A 12,796-nucleotide genomic window follows, 5' to 3' on the forward strand; every position below is an offset into this window, starting at 1 on the left:
GCATGACCAGGTGGGTCGCGCTGCTGCGCGGGGTGAACGTCAACGGGATCACGATCAGGAGCGCCGAACTCGCGGCGCTGTTCCGGGAACGCGGCTACCAGGACGTCCGGACCGTCCTCGCCTCCGGGAACGTGGTGTTCGGCTCGGACGGCACGGCCGCCGCCCTGAAGACCGACATCGAGCAGTCGCTCCGGGACCGCTTCGGATACGACGCCTGGATCGTGCTCGTCCCCCACGACGAGCTTGCCGCCGTCGTGGACGGCTTCCCGTTCCCCGCCGCCGAGGACCGCCACGACTACGTCGTGTTCGGCTCCGACGAGGACGCCCTCGACGACCTGCTGGCCGACCTCGAGGTCGACGAGTCCGTCGAGCGCGTCGCACGCGGCGTGAGGGTCGTCTACTGGTCGTGCCCGAAGGGGTCGAGCACAGACACGGTGTTCGCCAAGCGGGCCGGTGCCGCACGCTTCAAGCGGACGACGACGACCCGCAACGCGAACACGCTCCGGAAGCTCCTGTGAGCCGGGGTGGTCTGCACCACGTCGAACTGCGCACCGCCGACCTCGACGCGTCCGGTCCCGCGTGGGACTGGCTCCTGACCGAGCTCGGCCACGAGCCCTTCCAGCGCTGGCCCGACGGGCGGAGCTGGCGGCTCGGCGACCTGTACGTCGTGCTCGAGACCGCTCCGCTGCCGGGCGAGCACGATCGACGACGCCCGGGCCTGAGCCACCTCGCGTTCCACGCCGGTGGCACCGACGACGTGGCCCGGATCTGGGCGGCCGCGCCCGCGCACGGATGGCGACGCCTCTACGAGGACCGCCATCCGCACGCCGGCGGGCCGGACCACCACGCGGCGTTCCTCGAGGACGCCGAACGGTTCAAGGTCGAACTCGTCGCCGACTGAGCGGCGACGACCGGCCGCGGACAGCCACGCTCAGGACTGGGGCGGCTGCCCGTTGCTCGCGGTGGTGCCACCGTCGACCGGCAGGATCGCCCCGGTGATGAACGACGCCGCGTCACTCGCCAGGAACAGCACGGCCGCCGCGACCTCGTGCGCACGACCCGCGCGGCCGAGGGCGATCCGCTCCTCGAACTTCTCCTGCAGCTCTTCGTCCTCCGCCTGGTCCTGCGTGAGGTCCGTCCACACGAGCCCCGGCGCCACGGCGTTCACGCGGACGCCGAACTGCCCGTTGTCGAGCGCGGCGGCCTTGGTGAAGTTCGAGACCCCGCCCTTCGCCGCGTTGTAGGGGCTCATCCGCCAGTCCGCGTCCTCGCCGGACACCGACGAGGTGTTCACGATCGACCCCTTCGTGGCACGGAGGAACGGCAGCGCCGCCCGGGTGCCGTAGAACACGCTGGAGAGGTCGGTCTCGATCACGCGGTGCCACTCGTCCGGCGTGATGTCCGTGATGTCGCCGGAGCTGAAGGTGCCGGCGTTGTTCACGAGCACGTCGATGCGGTCGAACCGCTCGATGGCCGTGTCGACGACCCGCTGCCAGTCGGCCGGGCTCGCGACGTCCGCGTGGAGCGCCACGACCCGGTCGCTCGGCAGGCTGTCGCCGACCGCTCGCACCTTCTCGTCGACGCTGTCGGTCAGGACGACGGACGCGCCCTCGTCGACGAACGCCCGCGCGGTCGCCTCGCCGATGCCGGACCCGGCACCCGTGACGATCGCCACCCTGCCCTCGAACCGGTTGCCCATGGTGTCTCCTCTCGTTGCACGATCCGTGCCCGGGGAGACGCCATCGGCCCAGCGGGGCACGGCGAGCCATGGTGCCCGCACCCGCCTGGGCGCGTTCGGAGGGTGTCAGGCGGTCGTGTCGTCCGGCTCCAGGTCGCGGTCGAGCGAGATCGTCGGGATCGACGCCGTGACGACCGATCCGTCGGCACGGAGGGTGCCCTGGATGTCGGCCGTCGTCGGCGCGCGCCCGGACATCCGTGGGCCCTGGTGCGGCAGCGGCACGACGGTCGGCTCGCCGGCGGTGACGTCCCACTGCTGGTTGTGCACCCACGCGGTGAACCCGGAGCCCGTCTCGACCGTGAAGGTCATGGCGTCCTGCTCGAGGTCGACGCGCACACGCGATCCGCGCACCGTCAGGCGGTAGGTGATCCGCTCCCAGTCCTTCGGCAGCCGCGGGTTGAAGGTCATCCGGCCGCCGTGGTCCCGCATGCCGCCGAACCCGTTCACGACCGCGCCCCAGATGCCGCCCGTCGAGGCGATGTGCACCCCGTCGGTCGTGTTGCCGTGCAGGTCGGCGAGGTCGACGTACAGCGCCGTCTGGAAGTACTGCAACGCGAGGTCGTGGTAGCCGACCTCGGCCGCCATGATCGACTGCACGACCGCCGACAGCGTGGAGTCGCCCGTCGTGAGGGCGTCGTAGTAGTCGAAGTCGCGACGCTTCTCGGCAGCGGTGAACTCGTGCCCCTGGAGGAACAGCGCGAGCACGACGTCGGCCTGCTTGAGGACCTGGAACCGGTAGATCACCAGCGGGTGGTAGTGGAGCAGCAGCGGGCGCTTGCTCTCGGGGGTGTTGTCGAGGTCCCAGAGTTCCTTGTCGAGGAACTGGGCGTCCTGCGGGTGGATGCCACGGTGCGGGTCGAACGGGATCTCCATCGACTCGGCCGCGTGCTCCCAGTCGGTCACCTCTTGCGCCTGCAGCCCGGTCCGCCGCACCATGCGCTCGTACTCTTCCGGGTCGTCGGCTGCGAGCTCGCGGCAGGCGTTCACGGCGAACCACAGGTTCGCCCGAGCCATCACGTTCGTGTAGAGGTTGTCGTCGACGACCGTCGTGTACTCGTCGGGACCGGTGACGCCGTCGATGTGGAACTTCTTGTCGCCGTTCGACCGCCAGAACCCGAGGTCCTCCCACAGGCGGGCGGTCTCGACGAGGATGTCGATCGCACCGCGCTTGAGGAACTCGCGGTCGTCCGAGGCGCGGACGTACTGCATGAGCGCATGCGCGATGTCCGCGTCGATGTGGTACTGCGCGGTGCCGGCGGCGTAGTAGGCGCTGGACTCCTCGCCGTTGATCGTCCGCCAGGGGAACAGCGCGCCGTGCTGGTTCAGCTCGCGGGCGCGGGACCGAGCCGCGTCGAGCATGTTGTAGCGGAACCGCAGGGCGTTCCGGGCGACGATCGGCGCCGTGTACGACAGGAACGGCAGGACGTAGATCTCCATGTCCCAGAAGTAGTGGCCGCCGTACCCGGAGCCCGTGACGCCCTTCGCCGCGATGCCGTGCCCGTCGGTCCGGGCCGTGGCCTGCGCGAGCATGAACAGGTTCCACCGGACGGCCTGCTGGAGCGCGGGCTGCCCGACGATCTCGACGTCGCTCCGCGCCCAGAAGTCGTCCATCCACTCGGCCTGCCGCGCGAAGGCCGCGTCGACGGACTCGGCACGCGAGCGATCGAGGGTCCGCTCGCAGCGGTCGGCGAGTTCGCGCGCCGGGACCCCGCGGGACGTGTGGTAGACCACGTGCTTCGTCAGGCGGATCGGCTGCCCGGCGCGCGCCTGCACGCGGTAGACGTGCTTCGCCAGGTCGTCCTCGATCGACGAGGACTCGTCCCAGCTGTTCTCGGTCTCGAGGTGGTGCTCGACGCCGACGCAGATCGTCATGCCCGAGCTCGCCGCCTGGTACCCGAGCAGCGAACGGCCGCCGGTGCTGCGCTTGAGCTTCGGCTCGAGCACCCGCTCGGTGAACGCCTCGGCCTTGCGCGGGTCGAACGCGTTCGCCGCCGCACGCATCCCCGCGTGGTACTCGTCCTGCACGTCCTGCCGGTTGAGGATCTGGCTCGACAGCAGGATCGAGGCGTCCGCGTCGAGCACGGTCACCTCGTAGTCGATGACCGCCAGGTGTCGGTCGGTGAACGACACCAGCCGCCGCGACCGGATGAGCACGCGCTTGCCCGAGGGCGTCGACCACTCGGTCTCGCGGAACAGGTACCCGCCCCGGAAGTCGAGCCGCCGGGTGTGCCGGAGGATGTCCGCCTCGGCCAGGACGAGCGGTTCGTCGTCGACGTACAGGCGGATCACCTTGGCGTCGGGCGCGTTGATGATCGTCTGCCCGGTCTTCGCGAAGCCGAAGGCGTCCTCGGCGTGCCGGATCGGCCAGGTCTCGTGGAAACCGTTGATGTACGTGCCGTACTGCACGCCGCCACGACCCTCGTCGAGGTTGCCGCGCAGGCCCAGGTACCCGTTGCCGACGGCGAAGTTCGTCTCGGCGACGCCCTGCTCGTCGGGCGCGTACTCGGTCTCGACGAGGGCCCACTCGTCGATCGGGTAGCGGACGCGGTCCAGCGGGTCGGAGGTGATGGGGTTCATGGTGCTCCGTGGGGGAGGAGGGTGTTCGTGGGGAGGGTCGGGAGGGCCTGGAGGCGCGGATCGCCCCGGCCGCTTCGCCTACGTCGTGCTCGTGGCCGGTTCCGGCAGCTCGTCGACGAGTTCGTCGAGGTCGCCGACCACGACGTCGGCGCCGTGCGCCCGGAGCGCGTCGGCCCCGGCTCCGCGATCGACGCCGATGACGAGCCCGAAGGCACCGTTCCGTCCCGCCTCGACCCCGCTCGTGGCGTCCTCGACCACGACGCACTCGGCAGCGGTCAGGCCGAACCGGCTCGCGGCGTCGAGGTAGGTGTCGGGCGCGGGCTTGCCGGCCAGACCGTCTTCGCGGGCGACGAGGCCGTCGACCACCACGGGGAAGCGCTCGAGGATGCCGGCCGTGCGGAGCACCTGCACGGCGTTGGCGGAGCTCGACACGACGGCGACGGACAGCCCGGCGTCGATGGCGGCGACGAGGAACCGGAGCGAACCGGGGTAGGGCTCCACCCCGTGCTCGGTCAGCTCGGCCGTGAACTCGGCGTTCTTCCGGTTGCCGAGCCCGCACACCGTGTCGGCGTCCGGCGGGTCGTCCGGGGTGCCCTGCGGCAGGTCGATGCCGCGGGACTCGAGCAGGGAACGCACCCCGTCGTACCGGGGCTTGCCGTCGACGTACGCGAAGTAGTCCTGTTCCGTGTACGGAGCGACGCCGTGCTGGGCGAGGAAAGGCGTGAACAGCCGGCTCCACGCACGCATGTGGACGTCGGCGGTGGGGGTGAGGACACCGTCCAGGTCGAACAGGAGCGCTCGCTGGTCAGCGAGTCGCGCGGGTGTGCGCCGGTCCGGCGTCGTCATGTGCTGCCCTCCGGGGGACGGGGTCGTCGACGTTGCTTCCGGACGAGTCTAGGACCGCTCCAGGACCGGCGTTCAGGCGCGCCGGGCCCCTGTGGAAAGAGTTCACACACTCGTTCGCTGTGCAGGAGGTTCAGCGCAGCGCAGCGCCTGACGGCAGCGTCCGCACCCACTCCTCGATCGCCGAACCGATCTGCTGCCGGGCGTCGGTCCGCGAGATCGTCGCGGTGTCGTCGCCGGGCTGCGCACCGTACGCACCGAAGTCGGCGTGGTTCGCGCCCTCGACCTCGGTCATCGTCGCGTTCGACGGCAGCAGGTGCCGCGCGGCGTCGACCTTCTCGGGGGTGGAGAGCCCGTCACGCGACCCCGAGACGCTGAGCACGCTGATGTACGACTTGCTGATGTCGTTCGCGCAGTAGCTGCCGAGCAGGAGCAGCCCGTCGGCGTCCGGCGCGAGCTGGCACGCGCGCACGCCACCGAGCGAGTGCCCGCCGACCGCCCAGGACCGGACGTCGGGGGCGTGGGACTCGAACGTCGACAGCGGGCGGGTGTCGAAGAAGGCGAGGTGCAGCGTCGGCTTCGTGATGACGACGGTCGTCCCGCTGGCGACCACCTGCCGGAACGTCGCCATGTACGCGTACGGATCGACCTTCGCGCCCGGGATGAACACGATGCCCGCGCCGTTCGCGGTGCCGGTCGGCGTCATCACCACGGCGTCCCCGGCGTCCCGGACGGCCACACGGTCGTCCCGCCAGACCTGCAGCGCCGCGCTCCGGGTGCCCTGCATGACGATGTTCGCCCAGACGAGGAACACCACCGCGATCAGCACGATCACGGCGACGACCCACGCGGTCCAGCGGAGTGCTCGGTTCATGGTCTCCCTGCTTCCTGCGGGCGTCGGGCGGTGACGGTGAGCCAGCGCTCGTCGGCACCCGGGCGCGTGGTCTCACGGACGTCGACGTCGGTCCAGCCGGAACGGGTGACGACCTCGGCCAGGGGTCCCGGCGTCCAGTAGGTGAAGTGCCGGGCGAGGTCGAGCTTCCGCGTGCTCCACGCGTCGCCGTCGCCGAACTTCACGGTGGCGGCCAGCACACCGCCGGGGTGCACGGCGTCGCGGAGCCGCACGAGGACGCCCTCGAGCTCCGTCCGACCGACGTGCAGCAGCACGGCGTTCGCGAACACGGCGTCGTACGGGCCGCCGAACGCGTCCGAGCGCACGTCGACGAGGCGCGCCTCGTGCCCCGCGGACCGCAGCGCGTCCACGAACGACCGCGCTCCGTCGGTCCGGTCGACGACGAGTCCGGCCGCCTCGAGCGCGACGGCGTCACGCCCCGGGCCCGACCCGAGCTCGAGCACCCGCGCCCCGATCGGGACGAGTGCGAGCAGGTCGTCGACGAGCCCGGCACGGTGGTCGTCGGTGCGCTCGGCGTAGCGGTCGGCAGCACGCTCGTAGGCGTCCAGCGTGCGCTTGGCGGCGAGGTCACGACGCATCACGACCTCGTGCCGACCGTCGGGCAGCGGGTCACCGGGCTCGTCGGCCGCGGTGAAGCCACAGCGCTCGTACGTGCGACGGGCCGTGGCGTTGTCCGGCATGACCGACAGGTCGAGGGTGTCTGCCCCGGCGCTCGCGGCCCAGGTCGCGACCGCACGGATGAGCGCGGCCGCGACCCCTCGGCCGCGGGCGGCGGGGTCGACCCACATCGAGATGAGTTCGGCGGAGCCGGGGTCCTCGCCCGGGACGCCGCTGGCCATGCCGACGACGGAGTCGTCCTCGGCGTGGGCGAGCAGGTCGAGCGCTCCGGGGATCGAGAGGCGGGTCCGCCACCGGTGCTCGGGCGCGTCGGCCCAGTCGGCGAGCGTGGACCCGAAGGCCTCGGGAGCGTCCGCGAGCGCCGCGAGCCGGACCGGACGCCAGGTCTCCCAGTCGTCCGCCGTCACCCGGCGCAGCGTGATCGTCACGCCCCGACGCTACCGCCCGCGGGTGCGAGCCGACCCTGCCGGGCCGACCCGCGCCTCCTGGGCCGGATCAGACCGCCGCCGCCTCCGTGACGGCCGCGCGCAGCTCCGCCGCCGCGGCTGCGACGTCGTCCGCGCTGTAGATGGCGCTCCCGGCGACGGCGATGATCGCTCCGGACGCCTGCACGGCCGCGATCGACGACGCGTTCACGCCGCCCGCGATCGAGAAGGGGACGCCGGAGGCCTCGCCGGCCTCGAGCAGGGTGGAGAAGGTGAAGCCCTCCTCGGCCTGCTCGTCGAGCCCCGCGTGCACCTCGACGAACTGCGCGCCGAGGGCGACGACCTCACGGGCCCGGGCGGGCTTGTCCGCGACGCCGATGAGGTCGACGACGACGCCCTTCCCGTGCTTCTCGGCAGCGGCGACCGCGCCCGCGATGGTGGAGTCCCCGGCGACGCCGAGCACGGTGACCAGGTCGGCGCCCGCGGCGAACGCGATGTCCGCCTCGAGCTCGCCGGCGTCCATGGTCTTGAGGTCGGCGAACACGGTCTTGTCCGGGTGCGCCTCCTTCATCGCGGTGATGACGGAGAGCCCGGCGCTCTTGATGAGCGGCGTGCCGAGCTCGAGGACGTCGACGCTCGGGGCGGCCTTCGCGGCGAGGTCGAGCGCGGCCTCGGTGGTGAGGGTGTCGATGGCGAACTGGATCTGCATGGGTGTGCCTTTCACTCGAGGTTGGCGTGGCTGGGCCACAGGTCGTCGGCGGAGCGTCCGCTCCGGGTCCACAGGGCGTGGAAGAGTGCGTCGCCGAGCAGGACCACGGCCTGCTCGAAGCGGCTGCCCGCGTACTGCTCGGAGGCGCTGCCCGACCGGTCCGTCTTCGTCGCGGCGGGGACGACGAGGGTGACGGCGGCGAGCGCGCCGAGCGGCGAGTCGTCGGTCGTCGACACGGCGAGCACGTCAGCGCCGACGTCGACCGCGGTGCGCGCCGCCTGGACGATGCCGGTGGTCGTGCCGGAGCCGCTCGCGACGAGCAGGACGTCCCCCGTCCGGATGGCCGGGGTCGTCACCTCGCCGACGACGTGCACGTCGAGTCCGAGGTGCATGAGCCGCATGGCCGTCATCCGCAGCGCGAGGCCGGAGCGGCCGGCTCCGTGGACGAACACGCGCTCGGCACCGCTGAGGAGCTCGAGCGCGGCATCGGTGTCGCCCCGGACCGTCTCGGCGAGGTCGGCGGACTCGCGGACGATCAGGGCGAGGGCGTCGGTCACGGTGTCAGCGGGCATGCCATCGATCGTGGTCGGGACGCGGGTCCGCCGCCGCTACCCGACACGGCGGGGTCCCCATCCGATCGGGTGGCCCCACCCGCTCGGGTGGGAGTCGTACGGTTGGTCACGTGACCGACAACGTGCGCGACGACGGGACGGCGGCTCCGTCGGCCGTCCAGGAGGCGCGGCGCGACCCCGCAGGACGCCTCGCCGCCGCCGACCACGCGCGCACCGTCGCGGAGCAGGCGGACCGGCACGCACTCACCCTGGAGTCGGTGCTCGCCGTGCTCCGGTCGCCGCGCGTGGGCGACGCGGCCGCCCGTGCCGAGGCCGTCGAGATCGCGTCGGCAGCGCTCGTCGACCTCCGGACCGTGACGGACCGGCAGCGCGGCGCGTTGCTCGAACCGGTCACGGGGGCGTTCTCGCGGCTCCGGGCCGACCTCCGTCCGCTCGTCCGGTTCGGGGACCTCGACGTGCAGTTCGTGGAACCGCCGGCGACCGGTCGAGCACTCCCCGGCGACGTCGCCCACAGCGCCCGGGCGATCGTGCGAACGGCGGTGCTCGCCCTCGTGGACGAGGGAGCTGCGCGGCGCGTCCGTATCCAGTGGGACTGCGACGGCCGGAACCTGCTCATGCAGCTCCGCGACGACGGAGCCGGCACGCTCGACGTGCACGACGACACCGTCCGGCCGATCGCCGAGCGGGTCGCGACCCTCGACGGCGAACTGCACGTGGCGTCCACGGCGGGCTGGGGGTCCGTGCTCGACATCGCGATCCCGCTCGACCCGCCGGCGGGGACGCCGGTGTCGTCGGAGGCGTCCGACCTCACGCCGCGGGAGCAGGACGTGCTGCGGCTCGTCGCCACCGGGATCGGCAACCGGGAGATCGCCGACGGGCTCGGGATCAGCCCGAACACGGTGAAGTACCACGTGGCGAACCTGCTCCGGAAGCTCGGCGCGCGGACCCGGGCGGAGCTCGCCGCGGTCAGTTCCCGGGCGTGATCCCGGCGGGGCTGAAGCGGTAGCCCATGCCCGACTCGGTCACCAGGTAGCGCGGGTGTCCCGGGTCCGGCTCGAGCTTCCGCCGCAGCTGCGCCATGTACAACCGCAGGTACCCGGAGTCGTTGCCGTGCGACGGTCCCCACACGTCGGTGAGGAGCATCTCGCGCGTCATGAGCCGGTCGGGGTTCGTCACGAGGACCTCGAGCAACCGCCACTCGGTCGGGGTCAGTCGGATTGCCGGACCGGACGGCGGCGTGACCTGCTTCGCGACGAGGTCGACGACGAGGTCCCCGATCGACACCGAGGGCGTCGCACCCGCGGCCGACGCTGCCGCGACCTGCCGTCGGCCGAGCGCCCGGAGTCGGGCGAGCAGCTCGTCCATCTGGAAGGGCTTCGTGACGTAGTCGTCCGCGCCGGCGTCGAGTGCGTCGACCTTGTCCGACGAGTCGGTCCGACCGGAGAGCACGAGCACCGGGACCTGCGACCAGGCCCGGATGCCCTCGAGCACACCGATGCCGTCGAGCCGGGGCATCCCGAGGTCGAGCAGCACGAGGTCGGGCCGCTCGGTGATGACCGCGTCGATCGCGGCCCGGCCGTCCCGGGCGGTGACGACGTCGTACCCGCGGGCGGCCAGCGTCACGGCGAGCGCCCGGACGAGCTGCACGTCGTCGTCGGCGATCAAGACCTTCATCGCGCACGGCCCTTCATCGGATCTCCACTCCCAGGTGTCCGGCGATCGGCAGCCGCACCACGACGGTGAGTCCGCCGCCGGGGGTGTCGTCGACCTCGATCGTGCCGCCCATGCCCTCGGTGAACCCGCGGGCGAGGGCCAGTCCGAGTCCGAGTCCGGTGTCGTTGTCAGTGTCGCCGAGGCGCTGGAACGGCTGGAACACCTCGTCGACGCGGTCCGACGGGATGCCGGGGCCGTGGTCGGCCACCCGGAGCTCGACGCCGCCGCCGAACGCGCTCGCGGCGATGCGGACCCGTGTGTCCTCCGGGGCGTACCGCACGGCGTTGGCGAGCAGGTTCACGACGACGCGCTGCAGCAGCACGGCGTCGGCGAGCACCGGCGGGAGGTCGGCGGGCAGGTCGAGGTCGACGTCGTCCGGACCGAGCTCGAGCTCGTCGAGCGCGGGGGCCACCACCGTCTCGAGGGCGAGCGGCACCGGCGTCACGGCGAGCACCCCGGCCTGCACGCGACTGACGTCCAGCAGGTCCGCCAACAGCACCGCGAGCTGACGCAGGCTCTCGTCGGCGGTGGCGAGCAGCGCCTCCTGGTCGTCCGCCGACAACTCGATGTCCGGCGCCCGCAGCGTCTGCACGGCCGCCGAGGCGGCCGCGATCGGCCGCCGCACGTCGTGGCCGACAGCCGCGAGGATCGCGCTCCGCACCCGGTCCACCGCCGCGATGCGCTCGGCGTCGACGGCCGCGCGGGTGAGGTCGCGGTGCTCGACGGCGGCGTCGAGCTGCTGCTCGACGACACGCAGCAGTCGGCGTTGGGTCGGGTCGTCGGGCGCGCCCGCGAACTCCAGGACGGCGCCGGACGGGAGGGACGTGGCGGCGTCCGGCGTCTCGCCGAACGTCCCGGACGTGGCCGGCACCTCGTCGCCCTGGCGGATCCGGACGCCGGCGAAGCCGAAGGCCTCGCGCGTCCGGTCGAGCAGCGCCTGCAGGGCGTCGTCGCCACGGAGCACGCTGCCGGCGATCCCCATGAGGAGGGCCGACTCGGCGGCGGCGCGGCGGGCGGCTCGCGATCGACGGGCCGAGCGGTCCACGACGAAGCTCACGAGCACGGCACTGATGACGTACATGACGAGGGCGACCAGGTGCCACGGCTGCTGCACGGTGACCCGGTGCAGGGGTTGCACGAAGAAGAAGTCGAGGCTCAGCCCGGACAGCACGGCGGCGAAGACGGCCGGCCACATCCCGCCGACGAGCGCCACCACGAGCACGAGCAGCTGGTACGCGAGCACGTCCACGGTGATCGAGTCGGGGTCGGTGCTGAACGACAGCAGCCAGGTGAGCAGTGGACCGGCGACGAGGGAGAGCACGAACGCGGCGACGATCCGGCCGCGGGACAGGCTGCCGCCGAGCCTCGGCAGGGCGAAGCCACCGCCGGCCCGCTCGTGGGTGACGACGTGGACGTCGATGTCGCCGGACTCGCGGATGACGGTGTTGCCGATGCCCGGGCCCGTGATCGCCGCGGCGAGCCGACTGCGGCGGCTCACCCCGATGACGATCTGCGTCGCGTCGATCGACTTCGCGAACCGCACCAGGGTCGTCGGCACGTCGTCGCCGACCACCTGGTGGTACGTCCCGCCGAGCTGTTCGAGCAGGGTGCGCTGCTTCCCGAGCGCCCCCGGGTGGCGCTCGCGGAGGCCGTCGTTCGTCGTGACGTGCACGGCGGCGAGCTCGCCGCCGGCGCTGCGGGCGGCGATCCGGGCGCCGCGGCGCAGCAGGGTCTCGCCCTCGGGACCGCCGGTCAGGGCGACGAGGACGCGTTCCCGGGTCTCCCACCGGTGGTCGATGCCGTGCTCGGCGCGGTAGGCCTTGAGTGCGTCATCGACCTCGTCGGCGAGCCAGAGCAGGGCGATCTCGCGCAGGGCGGTGAGGTTGCCGAGCCGGAAGTAGTTCGACAGCGCCGCGTCGATCCGGGTCGCCGGGTAGACGAGCCCGTCGGACAGTCGCTCGCGCAGCGCCGCCGGGGCGAGGTCGACCACCTCGATCTGGTCCGCGGCGCGCACCACGGCGTCCGGGACGGTCTCGCGCTGGACGGTGCCGGTGATCTCGCGGACGACGTCGCCGAGGGACTGCATGTGCTGCACGTTCACGGTGGAGATGACGTCGATCCCGGCGTCCCGCATCGCCTCGACGTCCTGCCAGCGCTTCTCGTTCGTGCTGCCGGGCGCGTTGGTGTGGGCGAGTTCGTCGACGAGCGCGATGTCGGGCCGGCGAGCCAGCACGGCCTCGAGGTCGAGGTCGTCGAGCTGGACGCCGCGGTGCTCCACGATGCGTCGGGGGACGACCTCGAGCCCGTCGACCAGTGTGGCCGTGGCGGCGCGGCCGTGGGTCTCGACGACGGCGACGACCACGTCGCGGCCCTCGGCGCGCAGTCGGTGCCCCTCTTCGAGCATCGTGAACGTCTTGCCGACACCGGGCGCCGCACCGAGCAGGACCCGCAGCTTCCCGCGCTTCACGTGCTCATCCTCTCGCGTCCACCCTTGCTCCACGACCGATCGACTGATATTCTCCTCACAACCGTTCCCACCAAGGCTCGAGCATCAGCTTCCTCAAATCGGGTGGGACTGTCCCGTCCCGCGTCCGTCTCGGACGCGGGACGGTGTTCTTCCCCGCTCACGTTCGTTCCCTGCGCTGTAGTTGCTGCCGGCTTGCCCGAGATCACACGTTCCCCCGATCT

General features: G+C 72.3%; 12 protein-coding genes. 3 read left to right on the plus strand and 9 right to left on the minus strand.

Annotated elements, in window-relative coordinates; translation table 11 throughout:
* The first annotated feature begins 2 nt into the window (after positions 1-2).
* Together BM028_RS06565 and BM028_RS06570 are read left to right on the plus strand one after the other, a co-directional pair.
* Positions 3-518: a DUF1697 domain-containing protein gene (locus tag BM028_RS06565; RefSeq protein WP_092385368.1), complete on the plus strand. Its 516-nt coding sequence runs from the start codon at positions 3-5 to the stop codon at positions 516-518.
* The gene (locus BM028_RS06570; RefSeq protein ID WP_070417622.1) at positions 515-901 is read left to right on the plus strand and encodes a VOC family protein; all 387 of its coding nucleotides are present in this window, start codon (positions 515-517) and stop codon (positions 899-901) included. Before BM028_RS06565 ends, BM028_RS06570 begins: the two co-directional genes overlap by 4 nt.
* A 30-nt stretch (positions 902-931) precedes the next feature.
* Here the strand turns inward: BM028_RS06570 and BM028_RS06575 are convergent, their stop codons facing one another.
* The 7 genes from BM028_RS06575 to hxlB all read right to left on the minus strand — a co-directional run bounded on the left by BM028_RS06575 (position 932) and on the right by hxlB (position 8,395).
* Entirely contained in the window at positions 932-1,699 is a 768-nt protein-coding gene (locus BM028_RS06575) for a meso-2,3-butanediol dehydrogenase (RefSeq protein ID WP_070417621.1), read from the minus strand.
* A 105-nt stretch (positions 1,700-1,804) separates the two neighbouring features.
* On the minus strand, positions 1,805-4,315 hold the full coding sequence (locus BM028_RS06580; protein WP_070417620.1) for a glycoside hydrolase family 65 protein: 2,511 nt from the start codon (positions 4,313-4,315) through the stop codon (positions 1,805-1,807).
* A 78-nt stretch (positions 4,316-4,393) separates the two neighbouring features.
* Positions 4,394-5,161, minus strand: coding sequence for an HAD family hydrolase (locus BM028_RS06585; protein ID WP_092385370.1), 768 nt, complete (start codon positions 5,159-5,161; stop codon positions 4,394-4,396).
* Positions 5,162-5,291: 130 nt separating this feature from the next.
* Complete coding sequence (locus BM028_RS06590) at positions 5,292-6,032, minus strand: alpha/beta hydrolase (protein WP_092385372.1); 741 nt, start codon at positions 6,030-6,032, stop codon at positions 5,292-5,294.
* On the minus strand, positions 6,029-7,117 hold the full coding sequence (locus tag BM028_RS06595) for a bifunctional GNAT family N-acetyltransferase/class I SAM-dependent methyltransferase (RefSeq protein ID WP_092385374.1): 1,089 nt from the start codon (positions 7,115-7,117) through the stop codon (positions 6,029-6,031). Before BM028_RS06595 ends, BM028_RS06590 begins: the two co-directional genes overlap by 4 nt.
* Before the next feature lie 67 nt (positions 7,118-7,184).
* Positions 7,185-7,823 (minus strand): 3-hexulose-6-phosphate synthase, encoded by a 639-nt coding sequence (gene hxlA, locus BM028_RS06600; RefSeq protein WP_070417617.1) that lies wholly within the window; start codon positions 7,821-7,823, stop codon positions 7,185-7,187.
* An 11-nt stretch (positions 7,824-7,834) separates the two neighbouring features.
* On the minus strand, positions 7,835-8,395 hold the full coding sequence (hxlB, locus tag BM028_RS06605) for a 6-phospho-3-hexuloisomerase (RefSeq protein ID WP_070417616.1): 561 nt from the start codon (positions 8,393-8,395) through the stop codon (positions 7,835-7,837).
* A gap of 110 nt (positions 8,396-8,505) precedes the next feature.
* On the opposite strand from hxlB, the gene BM028_RS06610 reads away from it, so the two are divergent.
* Positions 8,506-9,378, plus strand: coding sequence for a helix-turn-helix transcriptional regulator (locus BM028_RS06610; protein ID WP_254789432.1), 873 nt, complete (start codon positions 8,506-8,508; stop codon positions 9,376-9,378).
* On the opposite strand, the gene BM028_RS06615 is transcribed toward BM028_RS06610, so the two are convergent.
* Complete coding sequence (locus BM028_RS06615; protein ID WP_092385376.1) at positions 9,362-10,069, minus strand: response regulator; 708 nt, start codon at positions 10,067-10,069, stop codon at positions 9,362-9,364. The two genes, BM028_RS06610 and BM028_RS06615, sit on opposite strands and share 17 nt — an antisense overlap.
* 13 nt (positions 10,070-10,082) lie before the next feature.
* Positions 10,083-12,575, minus strand: a complete 2,493-nt coding sequence (locus BM028_RS06620) for an ATP-binding protein (RefSeq protein WP_092385378.1) — start codon at positions 12,573-12,575, stop codon at positions 10,083-10,085.
* Positions 12,576-12,796 lie beyond the last annotated feature (221 nt).

Origin of the sequence: Curtobacterium sp. YR515, from assembly GCF_900113095.1 — a bacterium.
Classification (GTDB): Bacteria; Actinomycetota; Actinomycetes; order Actinomycetales; family Microbacteriaceae; genus Curtobacterium.